We start from the raw sequence: 25,775 nt of genomic DNA, 5'->3' as shown, positions 1-25,775 counted from the left end.
TTTGGCATAAAGTAAATCGCCAAAAAATATAGCCAATTATTTGACGTCACCCGTTTTATAAACTACGCACTTCCCAGGTTGATGAATCCCATAGGGTCTCAGCCACAGGAACACCCACAGAATGGATCGCCGGAGAAATCTTCAATGAGCAGTGTTGTTGCAATCGTCAAAAGCATTGTTGGCCAAGTTTTCGTCATTTCTCCGGAAGGCGCCCGTCGGGTGCTTGTTGAGGGTGATCGCCTGTTCGCCGGCGACCAGATAGACACCGGCATGTCGGGCGCCGTCAGCCTGGAGCTGGCCGATGGCCGCACCCTGGACCTGGGCCGTGATACCCAGTGGAGCGCCAACGCGCCCGACTCCAGCACCGACTTGAGCCAAGCCACCGCACAGGCCGCGCCTTCGGTTGCCGAACTGCAGCAGGCCATTGCCGCCGGCGCTGACCCGACCACCGACCTGGAAGCCACTGCCGCAGGCGCGACAGCTTCTGGCACGGGCGCTGCCGGTGGCGGCCACAGCTTTGTGATGCTCAATGAGACGGCTGGCTCGGTTGATCCGTCCATTGGTTTCCCGACGGCAGGCCTGGGGTTCGGTACTAGTGCGTTGACCAACGAACTCGGCGGGCAGCCGACCGATCCCCTCACGGCAGCACCTTTGCCGTCAACCCTGTCGCTGAGCGCCACCCCGACCATCACCGAAGCCGGCGGCGTGCTGACCTACACCGCCACGGTGACCCAGCCGTCCACCAGCAATCTGACCGTCACCCTGTCCAACGGCGCGGTGATCACCATCCCGGCCGGCCAGGTGACTGGCTCCGTGAATGTGCCCCTGGCGCCCAACGACAGCCCGTACATCGATCCAGGCCAGATCAGCGTCACCGTCACCGGCACCACTGGCGGTAACAACCTGATCGTGACCGTCGACCCGACGCCGGCAGTTACCCAGATCACCGACACCATCGACACCACCACCGTGACCCTGACAGCAGGCGAAACGGTGACCGAAGGCGGTCAGATCACCTACACCGCGACGCTGACCAACCCGGCGCAGACGCCTGTCACCATTACCTTGAGCAACGGCTCGGTCATCACCATCGAGGCGGGTAAGTCCACCGGTACGGTGGTGGTCGACACGCCTGCCAACGATGTCTACACCAATGGCAGTACGGTCAGCACCACCATTACCGGGGCAACCGGTGGCAACTTCGAAAACCTGGTGCCCAACACCACACCAGCCGTCACGACGATTACCGACTCGATCGACGACACCGGCGTAACCCTGACCGCGACCAACACGGTCACCGAAGGCGGCCAGATCACCTACACCGCGACGCTGACCAACCCGGCGCAAACCCCGGTGACCGTGACCTTGTCCAACGGTTCGGTGATCACCATCAAGGCCGGCGAGTCCGTCGGTACCGTAGTGGTCGACACCCCGGCGAACGACGTCTACGTCAACGGCAGCACCGTCACGACGACCATCACCGGCACAACCGGTGGCAACTTTGAAAACCTGGTGCCCAACACCACGCCAGCCGTCACCACCATCACCGATTCGGTCGACACCACCACGGTGACGCTGACTGCGCCTGGCGATGTCAGCGAAGGCGGCCAGATCACCTACATCGCCACGCTGTCCAATAAAGCGGACACCGACGTTACCCTGAAGCTGGACAACGGTTCGACCATCGTCATCAAGGCAGGTGAAACCGTTGGCTCCGTCACCGTCGATGCTCCGGGCGATGATGTGTTTGTCGACAAAAGCACGCAAACGGTAAAGATCGTCGAGACTAATGGCGGTAACTTCGAAAAACTGGAAGTGGCAGGCGATGGCGCGACCACCACCGTCAACGACACCATCGACAAGGTCGATGTGGTCCTGACCGCCACAACCACCGTGGGCGAAGGCGGTCAGATCGTCTACACCGCATCGCTGGTGGACAAGGCAGGTAACCCGGTCACCAACACCACCAATCCGTTGACCGTGACGCTGGACAATGGCCAGACCATCACCATTGGCGTCGGCCAATCCGCGGGCACTGCCAGCACTGTTGCGCCAAACGATGTGTATGAGGGCAACCAGACCGTCACCACCGCTATCACCAATGTGACCGGCGGCGCGCATTTCGAGAACCTGGTGCCTGGCACCACGCCGGTCAACACCACCGTGACCGACACACCCGGCACCACCGACACCACCACCGTCACCCTGACTGCGCCAGGCGAGGCCGACGAAGGTGGCAACATCACCTACACCGCGACCTTGAGCAACAAGGCCGGCAGCGACCTGACCCTGACCTTGAGCAATGGTGACGTCATCACTATCGCCAAGGGCGAGACGACCGGCCAGGTGACGTCCAAGGCACCGAGCGACGACGTATTCAAAGATGCAGGCCCGATCAACGTCACGATCAATCCGGACGTCGTGGGTGGCGGTTTCGAGAAGCTTGATATCGCACCGGGTGGGGCGACAACGCAGATCAACGACACCATCGACAAGGTTGATGTGGTGCTGACCGCGACCAAAACTGTGGGTGAAGGCGGCGAGATTGTTTACACCGCGACCTTGGTGGATAAGAACGGCGCGCCGGTGACTAACATCACCAGCCCTGTGACTGTGACTCTGGATAACAACCAGGTCATCACCATTGGTGTGAACCAGTCGAGCGGGACTGTCTCGGTTGTGGCTCCAGATGACGTGTACAAAGGCGACCAGACTGTCACTACCGGCATTAAAGAAGTCGCCGGTGGCGATCACTTTGAAAATCTGGTTCCGGGCACTGATAAAGTCACCACCGTCGTGACCGACACACCGGGCACTGATAACACCACGACAGTGACCCTGACGGCTCCGTCGGAAGTGAGTGAAGGTGGAAAAATCACCTACACCGCCACCTTGAGCAACAAGGCTGACACTGACGTCACCTTGACCCTCGACAACAAGCAAACCATCACCATCAAGGCCGGTGAAACCGTCGGTACTGTGACGGTGGACGCTCCAGGCGATGACGTGTTCATCGATAAGAGCACCCAAACAGTCCAGATCACCGGCACTGACGGCGGCAACTTCGAGAAACTCGTGGTTGCAGGCGATGGCGCGACTACCACCATCAACGACACCATCGACAAGGTCGATGTGGTGCTGACCGCGACCAAAACCGTGGGTGAAGGCGGCGAGATTGTTTACACCGCTACCTTGGTGGATAAGAACGGCGCGCCGGTAACCAACATCACCAGCCCTGTGACTGTGACTCTGGATAACAACCAGGTCATCACCATTGGTGTGAACCAGTCGAGCGGGACTGTCTCGGTTGTGGCTCCAGATGACGTGTACAAAGGCGACCAGACTGTCACTACCGGCATTAAAGAAGTCGCCGGTGGCGATCACTTTGAAAATCTGGTTCCGGGCACTGATAAAGTCACCACCGTCGTGACCGACACACCGGGCACTGATAACACCACGACAGTGACCCTGACGGCTCCGTCGGAAGTGAGTGAAGGTGGAAAAATCACCTACACCGCCACCTTGAGCAACAAGGCTGACACTGACGTCACCTTGACCCTCGACAACAAGCAAACCATCACCATCAAGGCCGGTGAAACCGTCGGTACTGTGACGGTGGACGCTCCAGGCGATGACGTGTTCATCGATAAGAGCACCCAAACAGTCCAGATCACCGGCACTGACGGCGGCAACTTCGAGAAACTCGTGGTTGCAGGCGATGGCGCGACTACCACCATCAACGACACCATCGACAAGGTCGATGTGGTGCTGACCGCGACCAAAACCGTGGGTGAAGGCGGCGAGATTGTTTACACCGCTACCTTGGTGGATAAGAACGGCGCGCCGGTAACCAACATCACCAGCCCTGTGACTGTGACTCTGGATAACAACCAGGTCATCACCATTGGTGTGAACCAGTCGAGCGGGACTGTCTCGGTTGTGGCTCCAGATGACGTGTACAAAGGCGACCAGACTGTCACTACCGGCATTAAAGAAGTCGCCGGTGGCGATCACTTTGAAAATCTGGTTCCGGGCACTGATAAAGTCACCACCGTCGTGACCGACACACCGGGCACTGATAACACCACGACAGTGACCCTGACGGCTCCGTCGGAAGTGAGTGAAGGTGGAAAAATCACCTACACCGCCACCTTGAGCAACAAGGCTGACACTGACGTCACCTTGACCCTCGACAACAAGCAAACCATCACCATCAAGGCCGGTGAAACCGTCGGTACTGTGACGGTGGACGCTCCAGGCGATGACGTGTTCATCGATAAGAGCACCCAAACAGTCCAGATCACCGGCACTGACGGCGGCAACTTCGAGAAACTCGTGGTTGCAGGCGATGGCGCGACTACCACCATCAACGACACCATCGACAAGGTCGATGTGGTGCTGACCGCGACCAAAACCGTGGGTGAAGGCGGCGAGATTGTTTACACCGCTACCTTGGTGGATAAGAACGGCGCGCCGGTAACCAACATCACCAGCCCTGTGACTGTGACTCTGGATAACAACCAGGTCATCACCATCGGTGTGAACCAGTCGAGCGGGACTGTCTCGGTTGTGGCTCCAGATGACGTGTACAAAGGCGATCAAACCGTTACTACCGGCATTAAAGAAGTCGCCGGTGGCGAGCACTTTGAAAATCTGGTTCCAGGTACCGATAAAGTCACCACCGTCGTGACTGATACCCCAGGTACCGATAACACCACGACAGTGACGCTGACGGCTCCTTCGGAAGTGAGTGAGGGTGGAAAAATCACCTACACCGCCACGCTTTCTAATAAAGCGGATACCGACGTCACCCTGACCCTCGATAACAAACAAACCATCACCATCAAGGCTGGCGAAACCGTCGGTACTGTGACGGTGGACGCTCCAGGCGATGACGTGTTCATCGATAAGAGCACCCAAACAGTCCAGATCACCGGCACTGACGGCGGCAACTTCGAGAAACTCGTGGTTGCAGGCGATGGCGCGACTACCACCATCAACGACACCATCGACAAGGTCGATGTGGTGCTGACCGCGACCAAAACCGTGGGTGAAGGCGGCGAGATTGTTTACACCGCTACCTTGGTGGATAAGAACGGCGCGCCGGTAACCAACATCACCAGCCCTGTGACTGTGACTCTGGATAACAACCAGGTCATCACCATCGGTGTGAACCAGTCGAGCGGGACTGTCTCGGTTGTGGCTCCAGATGACGTGTACAAAGGCGACCAGACTGTCACTACCGGCATTAAAGAAGTCGCCGGTGGCGAGCACTTCGAGAACCTGGTTCCGGGGACTGACAAGGTCACCACGACTGTTACTGATACCCCAGGTACCGATAACACCACGACAGTGACCCTGACTGCTCCTTCGGAAGTGAGTGAAGGTGGAAAAATCACCTACACCGCCACCTTGAGCAACAAGGCTGACACTGACGTCACCTTGACCCTCGATAACAAACAAACCATCACCATCAAGGCCGGAGAAACTGTCGGCACCGTGACAGTGGATGCTCCAGGCGATGACGTGTTCATCGATAAGAGCACCCAAACAGTCCAGATCACCGGCACTGACGGCGGCAACTTCGAGAAACTCGTGGTTGCAGGCGATGGCGCGACTACCACCATCAACGACACCATCGACAAGGTCGATGTGGTGCTGACCGCGACCAAAACCGTGGGTGAAGGCGGCGAGATTGTTTACACCGCTACCTTGGTGGATAAGAACGGCGCGCCGGTAACCAACATCACCAGCCCTGTGACTGTGACTCTGGATAACAACCAGGTCATCACCATCGGTGTGAACCAGTCGAGCGGGACTGTCTCGGTTGTGGCTCCGGACGACGTGTACAAAGGCGACCAGACTGTCACTACCGGCATTAAAGAAGTCGCCGGTGGCGAGCATTTTGAAAATCTGGTTCCGGGGACTGACAAGGTCACCACGACTGTTACTGATACCCCAGGTACCGATAACACCACGACAGTGACCCTGACGGCTCCGTCGGAAGTGAGTGAAGGCGGGAAGATCACTTACACCGCCACGCTTTCTAATAAAGCGGATACCGACGTCACCCTGACGCTCGATAACAAGCAAACCATCACCATCAAGGCTGGCGAAACCGTCGGCACCGTGACAGTGGACGCTCCAGGCGATGACGTGTTCATCGACAAGAGCACCCAGACCGTCAAGATCACCGGGACTGACGGTGGCAACTTCGAGAAGCTCGTGGTTGCAGGCGATGGCGCGACTACCACCATCAACGACACCATCGACAAGGTCGATGTGGTGCTGACCGCGACCAAAACCGTGGGTGAAGGCGGCCAGATCGTCTACACCGCCAGCCTTGTGGATAAAAACGGCGCACCCGTCACTAACACCACTGGTCCGCTGACCATCACCTTGGATAACAACCAGGTCATCACCATCGGTGTGGACAAGTCGAGCGGTACCGTTTCGGTTGTAGCGCCGGACGACGTGTACAAAGGCGACCAGACTGTCACTACCGGCATTAAAGAAGTCGCCGGTGGCGATCACTTTGAAAATCTGGTTCCGGGCACTGATAAAGTCACCACCGTCGTGACCGACACACCGGGCACTGATAACACCACGACAGTGACCCTGACGGCGCCGTCGGAAGTGAGTGAAGGTGGAAAAATCACCTACACCGCCACTTTGAGCAACAAGGCTGACACCGACGTCACCCTGACACTCGACAACAAGCAAACCATCACCATCAAGGCCGGTGAAACCGTCGGCACCGTGACAGTGGACGCTCCAGGCGATGACGTGTTTATCGACAAGAGCACCCAGACCGTCCAGATCACCGGCACTGACGGCGGTAACTTCGAAAAACTCGTGGTTGCAGGCGATGGCGCGACTACCACCATCAACGACACCATCGACAAGGTCGATGTGGTGCTGACTGCAACCAAAACTGTCGGTGAAGGCGGCCAGATCGTCTACACCGCCACCCTTGTGGATAAAAACGGCGCACCCGTCACTAACACCACTGGTCCGCTGACCATCACCTTGGATAACAACCAGGTCATCACCATCGGTGTGGACAAGTCGAGCGGTACTGTCTCGGTTGTGGCTCCGGACGACGTGTACAAAGGCGACCAGACTGTCACTACCGGCATTAAAGAAGTCGCCGGTGGCGCTCACTTCGAGAACCTGGTTCCAGGTACCGATAAAGTCACCACCATCGTGACGGACACACCGGGCACTGATAACACCACCACCGTCACCCTGACCGCGCCAAGCGCCGTCAACGAAGGCGGCAAGATCACCTACACCGCCACCTTGAGCAACAAGGCTGACACTGACGTCACCCTGACCCTCGACAACAAACAAACCATCACCATCAAGGCCGGTGAAACCGTCGGCACCGTGACGGTGGATGCCCCAGGCGATGACGTGTTCATCGATAAGAGCACCCAAACAGTCCAGATCACCGGCACTGACGGTGGCAACTTCGAGAAGCTCGTGGTTGCAGGCGATGGCGCGACTACCACCATCAACGACACCATCGACAAGGTCGATGTGGTGCTGACCGCAACCAAAACCGTGGGTGAAGGCGGCCAGATCGTCTACACCGCCACCCTTGTGGATAAAAACGGCGCACCCGTCACTAACACCACTGGTCCGCTGACCATCACCTTGGATAACAACCAGGTCATCACCATCGGTGTGGACAAGTCGAGCGGTACTGTCTCGGTTGTGGCTCCAGATGACGTGTACAAAGGCGATCAAACCGTTACTACCGGCATTAAAGAAGTCGCCGGTGGCGAGCACTTTGAAAATCTGGTTCCAGGTACCGATAAAGTCACCACCGTCGTGACTGATACCCCAGGTACCGATAACACCACGACAGTGACGCTGACGGCTCCTTCGGAAGTGAGTGAGGGTGGAAAAATCACCTACACCGCCACGCTTTCTAATAAAGCGGATACCGACGTCACCCTGACCCTCGATAACAAACAAACCATCACCATCAAGGCTGGCGAAACCGTCGGTACTGTGACGGTGGACGCTCCAGGCGATGACGTGTTCATCGATAAGAGCACCCAAACAGTCCAGATCACCGGCACTGACGGCGGCAACTTCGAGAAACTCGTGGTTGCAGGCGATGGCGCGACTACCACCATCAACGACACCATCGACAAGGTCGATGTGGTGCTGACCGCGACCAAAACCGTGGGTGAAGGCGGCGAGATTGTTTACACCGCTACCTTGGTGGATAAGAACGGCGCGCCGGTAACCAACATCACCAGCCCTGTGACTGTGACTCTGGATAACAACCAGGTCATCACCATCGGTGTGAACCAGTCGAGCGGGACTGTCTCGGTTGTGGCTCCAGATGACGTGTACAAAGGCGACCAGACTGTCACTACCGGCATTAAAGAAGTCGCCGGTGGCGAGCACTTCGAGAACCTGGTTCCGGGGACTGACAAGGTCACCACGACTGTTACTGATACCCCAGGTACCGATAACACCACGACAGTGACCCTGACTGCTCCTTCGGAAGTGAGTGAAGGTGGAAAAATCACCTACACCGCCACGCTTTCTAATAAAGCGGATACCGACGTCACCCTGACACTCGACAACAAGCAAACCATCACCATCAAAGCTGGCGAAACCGTCGGCACCGTGACAGTGGATGCTCCAGGCGATGACGTGTTCATCGATAAGAGCACCCAAACAGTCCAGATCACCGGCACTGACGGCGGCAACTTCGAGAAACTCGTGGTTGCAGGCGATGGCGCGACTACCACCATCAACGACACCATCGACAAGGTCGATGTGGTGCTGACCGCGACCAAAACCGTGGGTGAAGGCGGCGAGATTGTTTACACCGCTACCTTGGTGGATAAGAACGGCGCGCCGGTAACCAACATCACCAGCCCTGTGACTGTGACTCTGGATAACAACCAGGTCATCACCATCGGTGTGAACCAGTCGAGCGGGACTGTCTCGGTTGTGGCTCCGGACGACGTGTACAAAGGCGACCAGACTGTCACTACCGGCATTAAAGAAGTCGCCGGTGGCGAGCATTTTGAAAATCTGGTTCCGGGGACTGACAAGGTCACCACGACTGTTACTGATACCCCAGGTACCGATAACACCACGACAGTGACCCTGACGGCTCCGTCGGAAGTGAGTGAAGGCGGGAAGATCACTTACACCGCCACGCTTTCTAATAAAGCGGATACCGACGTCACCCTGACGCTCGATAACAAGCAAACCATCACCATCAAGGCTGGCGAAACCGTCGGCACCGTGACAGTGGACGCTCCAGGCGATGACGTGTTCATCGACAAGAGCACCCAGACCGTCAAGATCACCGGGACTGACGGTGGCAACTTCGAGAAGCTCGTGGTTGCAGGCGATGGCGCGACTACCACCATCAACGACACCATCGACAAGGTCGATGTGGTGCTGACCGCGACCAAAACCGTGGGTGAAGGCGGCCAGATCGTCTACACCGCCAGCCTTGTGGATAAAAACGGCGCACCCGTCACTAACACCACTGGTCCGCTGACCATCACCTTGGATAACAACCAGGTCATCACCATCGGTGTGGACAAGTCGAGCGGTACCGTTTCGGTTGTAGCGCCGGACGACGTCTACAAAGGCGACCAAACCGTTACTACCGGCATCAAGGAAGTCACCGGTGGCGCGCACTTCGAGAACCTGGTTCCAGGTACCGATAAAGTCACCACCATCGTGACCGACACACCGGGCACTGATAACACCACCACCGTCACCCTGACCGCGCCAAGCGCCGTCAACGAAGGCGGCAAGATCACCTACACCGCCACCTTGAGCAACAAGGCTGACACCGACGTCACCTTGACCCTCGACAACAAACAAACCATCACCATCAAGGCCGGCGAAACTGTCGGCACCGTGACAGTGGATGCTCCAGGCGATGACGTGTTCATCGACAAGAGCACCCAGACCGTCAAGATCACCGGCACTGACGGCGGCAACTTCGAAAAACTCGTGGTTGCGGGCAACGGTGCAACGACGCAGATCAACGACACCATCGACAAAGTCGATGTGATCCTGACCGCGACCAAAACTGTCGGTGAAGGCGGCCAGATCGTCTACACCGCCACCCTTGTGGATAAAAACGGCGCACCCGTCACTAACACCACTGGTCCGCTGACCATCACCTTGGATAACAACCAGGTCATCACCATCGGTGTGGACAAGTCGAGCGGTACTGTTTCGGTTGTAGCGCCGGACGACGTGTACAAAGGCGACCAGACTGTCACTACCGGCATTAAAGAAGTCGCCGGTGGCGAGCACTTTGAAAATCTGGTCCCGGGGACTGACAAGGTCACCACGACTGTTACTGATACCCCAGGTACCGATAACACCACGACTGTGACCCTGACGGCTCCGTCGGAAGTGAGTGAGGGTGGCAAGATCACCTACACCGCCACGCTTTCTAATAAAGCGGATACCGACGTCACCCTGACACTCGATAACAAGCAAACCATCACCATCAAGGCCGGTGAAACCGTCGGCACCGTGACGGTGGATGCCCCTGGTGATGACGTGTTCATCGACAAGAGCACCCAGACCGTCCAGATCACCGGCACTGACGGCGGCAACTTCGAAAAACTCGTGGTTGCGGGCAACGGTGCAACGACGCAGATCAACGACACCATCGACAAAGTCGATGTGATCCTGACCGCGACCAAAACTGTCGGTGAAGGCGGCCAGATCGTCTACACCGCCACCCTTGTGGATAAGAACGGTGCACCCGTCACTAACACCACTGGTCCACTGACCATCACCCTGGATAACAACCAGGTCATCACCATCGGTGTGGACAAGTCGAGCGGTACCGTTTCGGTTGTAGCGCCGGACGACGTCTACAAAGGCGACCAAACCGTTACTACCGGCATCAAGGAAGTCACCGGTGGCGCGCACTTCGAGAACCTGGTTCCAGGTACCGATAAAGTCACCACCATCGTGACCGACACACCGGGCACTGATAACACCACCACCGTCACCCTGACCGCGCCAAGCGCCGTCAACGAAGGCGGCAAGATCACCTACACCGCCACCTTGAGCAACAAGGCTGACACCGACGTCACCTTGACCCTCGACAACAAACAAACCATCACCATCAAGGCCGGCGAAACTGTCGGCACCGTGACAGTGGATGCTCCAGGCGATGACGTGTTCATCGACAAGAGCACCCAGACCGTCAAGATCACCGGCACTGACGGCGGCAACTTCGAAAAACTCGTGGTTGCGGGCAACGGTGCAACGACGCAGATCAACGACACCATCGACAAAGTCGATGTGATCCTGACCGCGACCAAAACTGTCGGTGAAGGCGGCCAGATCGTCTACACCGCCACCTTGGTGGATAAGAACGGTGCGCCGGTAACCAACATCACCAGCCCTGTGACTGTGACTCTGGATAACAACCAGGTCATCACCATCGGTGTGGACAAGTCGAGCGGTACCGTTTCGGTTGTAGCGCCGGACGACGTCTACAAAGGCGACCAAACCGTTACTACCGGCATCAAGGAAGTCACCGGTGGCGCGCACTTCGAAAACCTGGTTCCAAATACCGACAAGGTCACCACGACTGTCACTGATACCCCAGGCACCGATAACACCACCACCGTCACCCTGACCGCGCCAAGCGCCGTCAACGAAGGCGGCAAGATCACCTACACCGCTACCTTGAGCAACAAGGCTGACACTGACGTCACCTTGACCCTCGACAACAAGCAAACCATCACCATCAAGGCCGGCGAAACCGTCGGCACCGTGACAGTGGACGCTCCAGGCGATGACGTGTTCATCGACAAGAGCACCCAGACCGTCAAGATCACCGGTACCGACGGTGGCAACTTCGAAAAACTCGTAGTAGCAGGCGATGGCGCAACGACGCAGATCAACGACACGATCGACGATGTGAAGGTTGTGCTGACAGCCACCACCAGCGTCGCCGAGGGCGGCCAGATCGTCTACACCGCAAGTTTGGTAGACAAGAACGGCGTGGCCGTGACCAACGTGGGTTCCGACCTGGTGATCAAGCTGGACAACAACTTGATCATTACCATCGGTAATGGCAAGACCAGCAGCACTGCCAACTTCACCGCGCCGAATGATTTCTACATCGGCGCCAAGGACATTTCCGCCAAGATCACTAGTGTGGTCAGCGGTGGCGACAAGTATGAAAACCTGATCCCGGTCGGCACGCCAGTGGTTACCAAGGTAACGGACGTGACGAACGACACCGTGATCACCATCGCGGGCGATACCTCGGTTACCGAAGGCCAGACCGCTCACTACACGCTGAACCTGACCCAGCCGGCAGCCACCGAAGTCACGGTGACGCTCTCGTATAAAGGCGTGGCCCAGGACGGTTCGGACTTCAACGGCGTGTACACCGTGAAGATTCCGGCCGGCCAAAGCAGCGCGACGTTCGATATCAAGACCATCGACGACAAGCTGACCGAGCCTACGGAGAAGTTCGAGATCAGTATCTCCGGGACCTCCGGCGGCAATTTCGAGAACCTGGCTATCAGCACCACCAACGGTAAAATCGAAACGTCGATCATCGACAACGACGCACCACCGGCCATCGACCTGGACGCCAACAACTCCAGCGGCGCCACCGGTAACGACTTCAAGACCACGTTCACCGAAGGCGGCACTGGCGTGTCGATTGCTGACACCGACATCCGCATCACCGACCCGGACAGCACCCAGCTGACGGGCGCCACGGTGGTGCTGACCAATACTCAACCGAACGATTCGTTGAGCTACACCAGCGTCCCTGGCATTACCGTGACCCCGGTCACGGACCCTGTCACCGGCAAGATCACCCTGACCCTCACCGGTACGGCGTCGCTGGCTGACTACATGTTGCAGATCAAGAACATCACGTTCAGCAACAGCAGCGAAGACCCAAGCACCACGCCACGGACCATCACCGTGACCGTGACCGATGGCGGCAACTACTCGAACGTGGCGACTACCACGGTCAACGTAGTGGCGGTCAACGACGCACCGGTTGCCACTGGCAGTGCCGTCACCGGCACCGAAGACACGCCGCTGAAGCTGACCTGGGCCAACTTTGGGGTCACCGATGTGGATTCCCCGCAGGCCAGCCTCGGGGTGAAAATCACCGAGCTGCCGGTGGCCGGCAAGCTGCAGTACCTGGCAGCGGACGGCACGACCTGGACCAACGTGACCGCCGGCCAGACCTTCACCAAGGCGCAGATCGACGGCGGCCAGTTGCGCTTCACGCCAAACGCCAACGAATCCGGAGCCGACGGCTACGGCGGCACGGGTGTGGGCAACAAGCAGGCGGACTACGCACAGTTCAAGTTCCAGCCAACCGATGGCAAGGACCTGGGCACCAGCACCACCGTGAAAGTCGACATCACCCCGGTTGCAGATGCGCCGACCTTGAGCGTTGCCGATAACAACATTGCGTCGGTCGGCCTGACCAAGCAGAGCTGGAACAGCATTGCGAACCTGGGCACCAACGGCAACGGCGCCTCGCCGACCGTGTTGAAAAACGCCATCGATAACGCCGGCACGCCAACCAGCACGACGGTTTCGACCACCGTCCTACCTACTGCCGATGTGCCTGGCGGTGCCGGCTCGAAGACCTCCGGCCTGATCTACCTGGAAGCCGGCAAGTCGTACACCTTCAGCGGCTACGGCGATGACAGCATCCTGGTCAATATCGGCGGCAAAGATGTGGCCAGCGGTACCTGGGGCTCCAACTCCGGCCAGTTCAACGGGACGTTCACCCCGACCAGCAACGGCTACTACAGCATTGATATCTACCATGCCAACCAATCAGGTCCGGGCAGCTTTGATCTCAAGCTGTCGGTCAACGGTGGCACCGCAACCAACCTGAGCAACACCACGATGCCGATCTACACCGGCATCAACGACCTGATCAGCGCCGGCGCGCAGGTATCTGACCTGCACGGCACCAACGGCCAGGGCTACTACGACGCGTACAAGCTCAACGAAGGGCTGGAAAACGGCACGGTCAAACTGACCAAGGTCACCACCGGCCTGACCGATACCGACGGTTCGGAAACCCTGAGCGTGAAGATTGGCAGCATCCCGGTGGGCGCAGTGCTCAGCGATGGTGCCGGGCATACCTTCACGGCCACCAATGGCCAGACCGAAGTCAATGTCACCGGTTGGGACCTCAATAATTTGAGCCTCAAGCCACTGCCTTACACCAGCGGCCAGTACAACTTGACCGTGACCTCGACCTCCACCGAAAGCCTCGGCGGCTCGGCCCAAACCGTGGCTAATCTGCCGGTCAAGGTGTACCCGGCAACCTACAGCGGGAGCACGGCGACTTCGGGCGATGACAACGTCAGCGGTACCAGTGGCAACGACATCATTGTGGCGGACGTTTCGGGCCTGAACGTGGTCCAGGGCAAGAACTACAACATCGCGTTCATGATCGATACGTCGGGCAGTATGGGCGACGACTCGGTGGCGGCGGCGAAAGCCTCGCTGACCACCGTGTTCAACTCACTGAAAAACAGTATCGGCTCCAGCACCTCTGGCACCGTGAACATCTTCCTTGCCGACTTCGATTCCCAAGTCAACCAGACCGTTACGGTCAACCTGAAAGACCCAGGCGCCCTGGCTGCCCTGCAGAAAGTCCTGGACTCGATGGTGTCTGAAGGCGGGACCAACTACGAAGACGTGTTCAAGGCCGCATCCAACTTCTTCAACAGTGCCAAGGCGACCAGTAATACTGGCGCAATCAACACAACGTACTTCATCACCGATGGCCAGCCGACGTTTTACCAACGCAGCGAGCAGGGCAACCCGACCTTGTACGGCAACGTCAAGCTGGATGATGTCGTCAACATGAACAACTACACCTTAGGCACCGCCACCAGGATCACTATCGACTCGACTCACCTGATTGATATTGATGCTGTCGGGAAAATGACGCTCTGGATCAACAACGGGGGCTGGTCGCAGTACAACCCGGGAGTCATCCACGCCCAAGGGGATGGCACTTTTGAGCTGTCGGTGCGCGACGGTTATGGCAACTATACCGACACCGCCACCACCGCCAACTCCAATAGCGCATTTGCACTGCTCAAGGGCCTGTCCACCGGCGGTGTCGAAGCCATCGGCCTCAACAGTGGCGTCAGCCTGGATCAGTTGAAACCGTACGACAGCGATAACAAGCCACAAGCCAACATCGATCCCAAGGATCTGGCCAACGCCATCCTCGGTAGCAGCGAGGCCACCCTGCCGGGTGCCGACCGTGTCGATGGGGGTGACGGCAACGACATCCTGTTTGGCGACCTGGTGAGCTTCCCGGGCATTACCGGCGAGGGCTACAACGCTATCCAGTCCTACGTGGCAGGGAAAAACGGCGTGGCGGTTGCTGCCGTCACCGGCCAGGATGTGCATAAGTACATCACCGAGCACTACAACGAGTTCAACACCTCGGGTGCCAAGGACGGTAATGACACCCTGCTGGGTGGCTCGGGTGATGACATCCTGTTCGGCCAGGGCGGCAACGACTACCTGGACGGGGGCAAGGGCAACGACATCCTGCTGGGCGGCACGGGTAACGACACGCTGATCGGCGGCCAGGGCAATGACATCCTGATCGGCGGTACCGGTGCCGATACCTTCGTCTGGAGATCCGGTGACGTCGGCAACGACGTGATCAAGGACTTCAAGGCCTCGGAAGGCGACCGTATCGACCTGCGCGACCTGCTCAAAGGTGAAACCGACAGCACCATCGACAACTTCCTGAAGTTGACCACGGTGGATAACGTGACCACGCTGCAGATCAGTTCCGAAGGCAAGCTCAACGCTGCCGGCGGCCTGGCCAACGCGGATGTGACGATCAAGCTGGAAGGTAACAACTGGTCCGGGCAGACGATCAATTCGTTGATCAGTGGTGCTGACCCGACCATCAAGGTCGATCACACCTAATGAACCAATGACCCGGCCGCCTCTTGAGGCGGCCGATTCATTTGCGGCCACCGTTCACTGGCATGGGGCAACGATTGCACGGCATACTCACGCCCAATCGCGCTCCGTTGGCCTATGCTGCTGACAGGCTGTCGTCAGTTCTCCTCATGAGGGATGTTCAATGTTCTACGTGCAACGTGATGCACAGGGTGAGCTGATTCGCGCCGAAGCGGTTGCCTTCGCCGAATCGACCGGCACCCTGCCCGCGGATCATCATGAGATCCAGGCCTGGTTTGCCAATGAAGAAGCGGAGCTGAGCCTCAAGCAGCTCAAGCACAGTGACTCGGAGATGATCCGGGTGCTGGAAGACTTGATTCAGGTGCTGATCCAAAAAGGCGTGATCAACCTCACGGACCTGCCGGTGGCTGCCCAAGCCAAGCTCAAGGACCGTAGCAACGCACGGGAATCACTGGGTGGCCTGAGCCACCTGATCAATGATGATGAGACCGGCCTGATCTGAGGCCGGCCACGGCCTCAGCGCCAGGGCGCCGGCTCGCCAAACAGCTGGCCCTGCACGCCAAAAATCCCCATCTCGCGAATCACCTGCAACTCACCTTCGGTTTCGACCCGCTCGGCAATCAGCGGCAAGTCGATGCTGTGGGCTGCGCGCTGGATGGCTTCGATAAACAGGCGCTTGTCGCTTTCCTGGTCGATGTCGCGGATGTAGCTGCCATCGATCTTCAGGTAGGCCAGGCCCAGGCGCGCCAGGTTGCCGATCATGCTGAAGCGCCCGCCAAAGCGTTGCAGGCTGAGGGAAAAATTCAGTTCCCGCAGACGCTGGGTCAACTGCTCCAGCACGGCCTGTTCAGGCAGTTGCTCTTCACCGATTTCCAGGGTCAGGCGCGGGCCCAGGTTGGAATGCTGACGCAGCAGGTCGAACACGCGGTTCAGCGCTTGCGGGTCGGCCAGCGTGGCCGCAGACAGGTTCAGGGCCAGCGACTGCTCGTGGCTGGCCATCTGTTTGAGCACCAGTTCCAGCATCACCCGGTCTAGGCGCGCCGACCAGCCAAAGCGCTCAAGCCAAGGCAGGAAGCGCCCGGCGGGGATGGTATGACCCTGGTCGTCGACCAGCCGCGAGAGGACTTTGTAATGCAGGATCAGTTGCGGATCCTGAGTGGCCACTACCGGCTGGAAGTACAGCTCGAAGCGTTGTTGGGTCAGCGCCTGGTCCAGCAGTGTGTGCCAGGCATGGTGATCGTCGCCGACGCTGGCGGCCGCGCTGTGGTCCAGGCACACCCAGCTGACATCCCCCAGGGTCTCGGCCTGGGCCAGCGCCTGGTCGGCCAGGGTCAGCAGGGCTTGCGGCGAATCACCGTGATTGAAAGGCGCCAGGCCAATACAAGCGACCGGCGACACATCACTGGCACCGGTGGCTTGCAGGCTTTGCAAGGTGCTTTCCAGGTTCTGCGCCAGCTGCAACGCCTCTTCACGCATCAGCCCCGGCGCCAGCACGGCGAATTCGCCACCGCGGATTCGGGTGACCAGGTTGTGGGTTTCCGGGTACGGCTCGCACTGGCGCAGCAGTTGCTCGCCAACCGCCTGCAGCAGTTGGTCGGTACGCTGGCCGCCGAGGCGCTGGTTGAGGCCGGCCAGGTCCTTGACCCGCAGCACCAGCAAGTAGCCTGAACTGGTCTCTTCGGGGTTGCTGACCCGCGCGTTGAGTTGCATCTCGAAATAGCGACGGTTGGCCAGGCCTGTGAGGTTGTCCTGATAGGACTCCACCCGCAGCTTTTCGCTGCGCTCGGCCTGTTCCTGGAATAGCGCCTTGAGCTTTTCCACCATCTGGTTCATCGCCTGCACCACGCGGCGCAGTTCCGGGGTGCGCGGCAGATCCGGCAGGCTCAGGAACTCGCGGCGGGCAATGGCGTGGGACTGCTTGACCATATAGTCCAAAGGCTTGAGCTGGCGGCGCAGCAACAACGCGCCCAGCACCGCACTGACGGCGCCGCACAACAGCAGCCAGCCGAGGCTGCCCAGGGCGCTCTGCCACAGCTTGGCCAGGGCGAACATCGGATGGCTGACCACCTCGACCCGCGCCGCCTGCTCCCAGCCACGGCTGACCAGGGCGTCGCCACCGGCCGGCTCCAGGCCGATCATCTTGACGAACCAGTTGGGCACGCCGTTATTGTCGGGGATGCCGCTGCGCTCGACGATGACCTGGTCATTGGTCACGTCGATCACGCGGATGCTGGCGTAATAACCGCTGTCGAAGATCGAGCTGACCAGCAGCTCGACCATCGCCGGGTCGTCGATATTGGGCGTCAGGGACAGCGCCAGGGCGGTCGCCGCATCCTGCGCGTGGGAGCGCAACTGGTTCACGTATTGGGTACGCGAGCTTTCCAGGCTGACCATGAAGCTGCCGCTGAAAGCGACCACCAGGAACAGACAGATAGCGATCAACAGCTGTTTGAACAGTGACATCTGAACAGTTACTCCTAGTTGGCCGGCTCGGCTGGGAAGCCTTCCGCACGCATTTTTTTCAGCACATCCTGCCAGCGCGACAGGCGCTTGGTGTCGCCGACCTTTTTGTTGCCCTTGGCGCCCGGCAGGTACAAACCTTCGGCGTTGAAGGAGTAGACCGGCAGCAAGTCGGTCCGTTGGCTGGCAGGCTGGATTTCGTCGATCAGGCTGTCGAGCACCAGCGGCATGGCCTCTGGCGTCGAATAATAGGTCAAGACCATATGGGCGCGATTCTGCCGCAATGCCTTGACGTAGGTAATGCGCAATTTGTCGCTGGAGACACCCAGGTGCCGTAGGCTGAAATATTTGGCGATGGCATAGTCTTCACAGTCGCCGGCGCCCTTCCACAGGGCTTCGATGGGCGTTTCCCAGTAATCGACCTGGTTCCACAGGTCGATGTCTTCGACATAGCGCACCCGTTTGTTGAAGAACAGGTTGACCACCTTGAGCTGCTCCAGCTCGCTGCCTTGTTTTTGCGTGGCCAGCAGCCGCTGCCAGTCATCGATACGCTGCTGGCCCGCGCCCAGTGGCCCATAGAGCGTGGTGGCACGCCGGCTGATCTGGGAGAAATCCCAATCGGCATGCAGCCCGCCAGGCAACAAGCCAGCCAGCAGCAGCGCTGAAAACAACCAGCACAGGATCCGCGAGGGAGTAAAACGTACCGCCAATGGCTTCAGTCCGTAGAAAGAGACGGAGAATCAATCGATGGTGAAGGGTCGGTCGGCAAAAGACAATGGCACGGTGCAATCACTGAGCTTAAGCAATCGCGCCTTGTAAGACGCCAGCAAGCCATAATGTGCGATGAAAAACCGCGCTGTTGAGTCGCTTACAAAGGGAAACCTTGCCTGTTTGACAAGCCTGCATGCAATCTCTAGTGTTCTTTGGATCCAATTAGCCAAAACCCATTCCAACAAGAAAGGAGGATAGCGTAGTCGTGACGCACAAGCCGAACCCTTTGAGCAGCATCAAGATCAGTGGGCCCATTCCCGCTCACCTCGCCCGCTCCGTTATTGAAGAAACATTGCGCAACGCCATACTGGATGGCCGCCTGCCTTGCGGCACCGCCATGCGCCAGCAAGAGCTGGCCAGCCTGTTCGGAGTCAGCCGTATGCCGGTGCGCGAGGCCCTGCGCCAGCTGGAAGCCCAGTCGCTGCTGCATGTTGTCACCCATAAAGGCGCCGTGGTCGCCCCGCTGATTGAAGATAACTCGGCGGAAACCTACGCCCTGCGAATTCTCCTGGAGTCGGAGGCGCTGCGCTTGTCGATCCCATTGCTGGGCACAAGTGATATCGAGCAGGCGGGTGCCTTGATCGACACCCTTGAGCACGAAACCGACTACAACGAAATCGGCCGGCTCAACCGCCTGTTTCACATGGCATTGTATGGCAAGGCTCCCAACCAGCGGTTGTTGAGCCTGGTAGAGCACGGGCTGAACGAGGAGGAGCGGTTCCTGCGTTTCAACCTCGAAGCCATGGGGCTGGGCGAAACTTCCCAAGAGGACCATCGCGAGTTGCTCACCCTGGTCGCGCAGAAAAAGGTCGAGGAAAGTGTACTGACCCTGCGCAATCACCTCATGCGCGGGATGGAAGTGATCACTCACTACCTGAACGGCCTTGAGCAGGAGAACGACAAAGGGTCGCGTTGATTTCTCCCGGCTTTAGCCGCTACGTGCGCGACCTGGATTGCCAGGCGCCGCACACGTCCAAAGCCGGCCTCTGCTGCCGTCACCCCTTGGCCGCTCCGGCAACCGACTCGACATTGACCGTCAGGAAACATCCAGCATTGCAAATGCAAAAGCGGATTTAAGCCTGGTCATTAAGTCCAATAATTTAAAACCTGCAAACAAGAAGGAAAGTTCTCACATCGAACAGTAAGCTCGACTACGAAACATTCCTTCCTGCAAAAAAACCTTATACAACTCTTAAAGTATTTGAATACTTAACCAAGTGATTATCCTTTAATTGGTCTTGGCACTTCAGTCGAAAGCGTAGGCACAGGCTTAGGCACGACTGTGGACGACAAACTATCCAATAAGTCTAAGTTGCTTTGTCACTACTTGTTGCTTGCCGGATAACCAAGCCAGCCGTGCCATTCCCATGACTGCGCGACGCAACACTTACCTGTAATGCACACTTGGTTCTAAACAACCTTTTTATTTGAGTCGGCATAACGACTTATAGGCATTAAGCATGTTTCAACTCCAAGAACTACTCAGACAAAAAAAACTGCAACTACATGAACATCCGATTTTCCTGGAAATCAACTCTTTCCCGCAGTTACAGCACTTTATGCAGAACCATATTTTCGCCGTCTGGGACTTCATGACCCTGACCAAACGCCTGCAACAGGACCTGACCTGCGTGCGCCTGCCCTGGCTCCCGCCGGCGGACCCGCAGGCCGCGCGGCTGATCAACGAAATTGTCCTCGACGAGGAATCGGACCTGCGCCTGGGCGACGGGCATAGCAGTCACTTCGAACTGTACCTGGAGGCAATGCGCGAGGTAGGGGCCTGCACCACCACCATCGAACGCTTCATCGCGTTGCAGCGAGAGGGTGCAAGCCTCGACAGTGCCTTGGCGCAGATCACGCTTGATCCTGCGGTAGAGCGCTTTGTGCGGCACACCCTGGACGTCGCCCTGAACGCCCCGACCCACTGTGTAGCCGCGACCTTCCTGCATGGCCGGGAAAGCGTCATCCCGGCGATGTTCAAGCGCATCCTGCAGGGCAGCAACGTCGCCCACCGGCAGGCCCCCAGCTTGTGCTACTACCTCCAGCGCCACATCGAGCTGGACGCTGAGGGCCATGAGCCGGCCGCAGAGCGCCTGCTCCGACGCCTGACACTGGCGGACCCGGTGCTCGAACAACAGGCCTGGAACGCCGCCCTCAGCGCCGTAGAGAGCCGCATTGCCTTGTGGGACGGCCTGCGCCAGCACGCAGGCCACCAGGAGGTGAGCCTGTGAACGCCCTCGACTATCGCTCGTTCGCAGCCGACTGGGAGCATCAGGCGACTATCCGCACTCGCCCGCGACGCCTGCTGGAAGATGACGACAAGTTGATCTACCCCCTGTGTCGCCAACCGCTGGTACTCAGTGCGGGTTTTCTCGAGCACTGCCCGCAGTGGCGCGATTTTGTACTGGTGCAGACGCTCTACAAATTCCTCAACGACGTGGTGATCTTTGAGACCGAGATCGTCGATAGAACCGCACGGAGCATCGCCAAGAATCGTTTTTCAATCCCCTTCCCTACCGCGTGCCGCTACGACGCCATGACCGTGGTGGTCGATGAGGATTATCACGCCCTCGTTGCCCTGGACTTCATGCAGCAAACGCAGGAAAAGACAGGTATCGCGCCGCTGCCGCTACCGGCCGCCATCGAGTTGAGCCGTGCCATCCCCATCGCTCAGGCCCAGGCACCGGCGCATCTGCGTGATGCGGTGGAGCTGGTGTGCGTGGCGATTGCCGAGAACACGGTCACCCATGACGTGGCGGCGTTTGCCAAGGATGACAGCGTCAAGCAGTCGGTCCGGGGCCTGATGGCCGACCACCTGGCTGACGAGGGCCGCCACGCCAGCTTCTGGACCTGCCTGGTAAGGCTCTACTGGCAAACGGCAAGCGAAGAGGATCGCGACGGCATCGCCCGAACCCTGCCGGTGTTCCTGCAACACTATTTGACCAATGACCTGCAAAGGGACTTCGACCGACTGTTGATCGAACATCTGGATGTGCCGGCGCGCACTCGCCAGGCGCTGCGGGTCGAGGTACAGACCCCAGCCTTTCCCATCACCCGCCAGCACCCGCTGATCGGCAACATCATGGGGTTCCTGCGCCGCAGCGGGTTGCTGCAAACCTCGTGTGTCGCCCATGCGTTGAGTGCCTACCTGCCGGCAGCCGGGGGCCAGTCATGAGACGCCTTGGGATTAGCCTGGTCGGTAGCAGTGCGGCCTTGCATGAGCTGGGGCAGGCACTGCAACCCTATGGGCATGACCTTGCCGCGCAGGCGCCGGCAATCGACTTGCTGATTGAAGATGGCACCCAGCCCCTCGCCCAGGAACTGGCCGGCGTGACCAGGATGAGCCTGCGCCTGTGCATCGGCCCGATGAGTGAGTGTGGCCTGCCAGCCCTGCAAATACGCTGCTATGACCGCTCACGCCAGCTGCTGGCCGCGCTGGATCTGACACCGCCAGCCTGTGGCAACGGCCAACGACTGCGACGCCAGGCAGTGACGCGCCTGGTCGAGTGGGTCGCGCTGCAGGTCAGCGGCTTTTCGCGCAACCCCGGGCACTTCACACAACGTGCTAGCGCCGCCACGTTTGCCGAGCAGAGCCTGCAGGGCCTGGAAGGACTGGCCTACCTGCATCGCCTCAACCGGACCGCTGACCCAGCGCTCCTGCAAAAAGCCCGGACGCCGCTGATCAAACAGTTGGAGCAGAGCTTGCGGGTTTTCGCCGATCGGCCGGCCCTGGAGATTGCCGGGCTTAGCCTGAGCTATCGACAGCTGTTGCGACACAGCCTGGCCATCCAGCAGGTTCTACAACCCTTGCTCGGGCCGGGGCCGGCGCCCGTGGTCGGGATCTGCCTGGGCAAGTCGATCGAGTTGTACGCCAGCATTCTGGCGACCCTGGGTTGCGGCGCGGTGTATCTGCCGCTCGAGCCGGGCCACCCGCTGCCGCGCCAACGAGCCATGCTGGAAAACGCCGGGGCCGTGGTGTTGCTCGATGATGGCCAACATCCCTTGCGCAAGCATTTCATGGCTGTGGACGTCAGCCGCATGGACAGCCAGCACGTGGACGACAATTGCCCCTTGGCGCTCACCTCGCCCACGGCTGATAGCGCCAGCATGGTGCTTTACACCTCGGGCACTACCGGCCAGCCCAAGGGGGTGTTGCTCAGCCAGCAAAACCTGGCGCATTTTTCGGCGTGGTACAGCCAGCATGTCGAACTCAGCGAGCACAGCCGTGTACTGCAATTTTCGTCCGTGAGTTTCGACTCTTCGCTGGTCGATCTCTTTCCAGCCCTGAGCCAGGGCGCGACCTTGATTGTTCCCAGTGAAGAACAGCGTCGTGACCCACTCCAGTTGGTTGAACTGATCCAGCAACAGCGCGTCACCCATGCCTTCCTGCCGCCGGCGCTGTTGAGCCTGCTGCCAATGGACCGACCGCTGGGCCTGCAGCACCTGCTGACCGGCGGTGATATCTGTGAGCCCCATGTCATCCGGCAGATGGCCGGGCAATGCGCCTTGCACAACCTCTATGGCCCGACGGAAGCCACAGTGCTGGTCAGCAGCCGTCGGATGCAGGCTGACGACAGCAACCTCAACCTCGGCATACCCATCGCCAACAGCCAGGTGCTGATCCTCGACGAGCAGCGCCAGCCGGTCGAGGACCAGGTAGTTGGCGAGGTGTACATCGTCGGCCCCGGGGTGAGCCTTGGGTATCTGAACCAGCCACGCCAGACCGCCGAGCACTTTGTGCGCCTTGGGCTGCCTGACGGCCAGGCCTTGCACGCGTACCGCACGGGCGACATGGCGAAATGGACGGCCGAGGGTATCGCGCTGGTCGGGCGCCAGGACCAGCAGGTGAAGATCCGTGGTTTTCGGGTCGAGCCCCAAGAGATCGAGCAGTGCTTGCGCGCCAGCCAACTGTTTCGCCAGGTCGCGGTGGTGATTGACCGTGATCGACGGGTCCTGGCGTTTGTGGCACAGCCTGATCCCAATGGTTCGGGCGCAGCCCTGGCCGCGCTCAAGCAACATGCCAGGCAAATGCTGCCGGACTATATGCAGCCGACCGTGTGCACAGAGCTGACGAGCCTGCCCTCTGGCAGCAATGGCAAGGTTGACCGCCAGGCCTTACTGGCGCTGACGGTTCAAGCCGTCTCGGAAAACCCTCAACGCCACCCCCAAACACCGCTGGAAGGGCAATTGCTGGGCCTGTGGAGTGAACTGCTGGGGTTGCCGGTCGACGAGATGTCGACTGACGACAGCTTTTTCCATCTCGGCGGTCACTCCATTCTGCTTTCAACCATGCTCCTGCGGATTCGCGAGTTGTACGGGCGCAGCCTGCCCCTCAACCGGTTTATCGAAGCGCCAACGGTGCAGACCCTCGCCGCGTTGATGAGCGACAGCCTGCCAGGTGCTGCCCCCAGCGACCGGGCGATCAGCGACGCGCTACGCGCGCTGGACATAAGCCTGTTGCCAGGAGCGCGCGCGGGCAATCGCCACAAGGCGATCGTGACCGGCGCCAACAGCTTTTTGGGTGTGCACATCGTCGAAGCCTTGCTGATGGCCGGAGCGACAGAAGTCGCCTGCCTGGTGCGCGAAAACCCAGGGCAATCAGCCGCTACACGGTTTGCCGAGGCGTTGCGTGAATACCGCCTGGAACACCTGGACCTGAGCCGCGTGCGGGTGTACGCCACCGACCTGCGCCGACCTCGCCTGGGGCTTGAGGCCCATGTCTATGAACACCTCGCCCGCCAGTACGGGGTGCTGATACACAGCGCGGCCCACGTCAATCACGTCATGGACTACGCATCGCTGGCCAAGGACAACGTGGAACCGGTGCTTGAGTGCCTGCGACTGTGCGAAACCCACTGTAAGAAGGTGCTCAATTTCGTCTCCACATTATCCGCGTCAAGCAGCGTCGGAGCCGACGGGCAGGTGCTTGAAGCGCCTGCGGCAAGCACCCCGCCGCTCTACATCAAGAACGGCTACAACCTTTCCAAATGGGTGGCTGAACGCCTCTTGGGGCGCGCTGCGGGGCAAGGCGCCTGGATCAACATCTATCGCCCCGGGAACATCAGTTTCAATAGTCGCAACGGCGTCTGCCAACCGCACAAAAACCGCCTGATGCTGATGCTCAAGGGCTCGCTGCAGTTGGGCCGGGTGCCACGCCTGGGCTTGAACTTCGACCTGATGCCGGTGGATTTCCTGGCGCAGTTCATTGCCTTCCACAGTGGCAACTGCGTTGCCGAGCGCAGCGTGTTCAACCTGCACAATCCGCAGCCACTGCGGTGGGAAACCTACGTGGAGTCGTTCCGCCAGGCAGGTCATGCGTTCGAATTGGTAAGCGTGGCGGATTGGCAACACCAGCTAGGTGAAGTGGGTCGCGAGAATGCCCTGTTTGGCGTGCTCGGATTTTACCTCAATGGGCTGGGAGAAGACATTGGCGATATCTCGATGATTCGCCACGAGAACGCACGCTATGGCGTCGAGCAGATGGGCATGCAATACCCCGAAAAAGCACCCGCGCTGTTACGCAGAGGGTGCCAGTACCTCAATGCCATCGGCTTTCTGTGACA

General features: G+C 59.1%; 8 protein-coding genes. 6 read left to right on the top strand and 2 right to left on the bottom strand.

Annotated features, from left to right (window positions below):
- Nucleotides 1–144: 144 nt before the first annotated feature.
- Both ACSSVH_RS00640 and ACSSVH_RS00635 read left to right on the top strand, forming a co-directional pair.
- Complete coding sequence (locus ACSSVH_RS00640; protein WP_492633940.1) at nucleotides 145–15,984, top strand: LapA family giant adhesin; 15,840 nt, start codon at nucleotides 145–147, stop codon at nucleotides 15,982–15,984.
- Between the two features lie 160 nt (nucleotides 15,985–16,144).
- Complete coding sequence (locus tag ACSSVH_RS00635; protein WP_029300706.1) at nucleotides 16,145–16,483, top strand: hypothetical protein; 339 nt, start codon at nucleotides 16,145–16,147, stop codon at nucleotides 16,481–16,483.
- Nucleotides 16,484–16,497: 14 nt separating this feature from the next.
- Here ACSSVH_RS00635 and lapD read toward each other — a convergent pair whose 3' ends face one another.
- Both lapD and lapG read right to left on the bottom strand, forming a co-directional pair.
- A complete protein-coding gene (gene lapD, locus ACSSVH_RS00630) occupies nucleotides 16,498–18,444 on the bottom strand; it encodes a cyclic di-GMP receptor LapD (protein ID WP_169957168.1) in 1,947 nt (648 codons plus the stop codon).
- A 14-nt stretch (nucleotides 18,445–18,458) separates the two neighbouring features.
- Nucleotides 18,459–19,151, bottom strand: a complete 693-nt coding sequence (gene lapG / locus ACSSVH_RS00625) for a cysteine protease LapG (protein WP_169957166.1) — start codon at nucleotides 19,149–19,151, stop codon at nucleotides 18,459–18,461.
- A 266-nt stretch (nucleotides 19,152–19,417) separates the two neighbouring features.
- Between lapG and ACSSVH_RS00620 the strand changes: the two genes are divergently transcribed.
- The 4 genes from ACSSVH_RS00620 (at nucleotide 19,418) to ACSSVH_RS00605 (ending at nucleotide 25,773) form a co-directional block, all read left to right on the top strand.
- Nucleotides 19,418–20,128 carry a GntR family transcriptional regulator gene (locus ACSSVH_RS00620; protein ID WP_492633939.1) on the top strand — a complete coding sequence of 237 codons (711 nt, stop codon included), beginning with the start codon at nucleotides 19,418–19,420 and terminating at the stop codon, nucleotides 20,126–20,128.
- Nucleotides 20,129–20,672: 544 nt separating this feature from the next.
- On the top strand, nucleotides 20,673–21,443 hold the full coding sequence (locus tag ACSSVH_RS00615) for a DUF3050 domain-containing protein (RefSeq protein WP_492633938.1): 771 nt from the start codon (nucleotides 20,673–20,675) through the stop codon (nucleotides 21,441–21,443).
- On the top strand, nucleotides 21,440–22,387 hold the full coding sequence (locus ACSSVH_RS00610) for a diiron oxygenase (RefSeq protein WP_492633937.1): 948 nt from the start codon (nucleotides 21,440–21,442) through the stop codon (nucleotides 22,385–22,387). Before ACSSVH_RS00615 ends, ACSSVH_RS00610 begins: the two co-directional genes overlap by 4 nt.
- Complete coding sequence (locus ACSSVH_RS00605; RefSeq protein WP_492633936.1) at nucleotides 22,384–25,773, top strand: amino acid adenylation domain-containing protein; 3,390 nt, start codon at nucleotides 22,384–22,386, stop codon at nucleotides 25,771–25,773. The genes ACSSVH_RS00610 and ACSSVH_RS00605 overlap by 4 nt, the downstream gene beginning before the upstream one ends.
- Nucleotides 25,774–25,775: the final 2 nt, after the last annotated feature.

This window comes from Pseudomonas sp. HC1(2025) (genome assembly GCF_058742075.1).
Note: the sequence above shows the minus strand (reverse complement) of the source record. Positions and strands in the feature narration are given on the sequence as shown.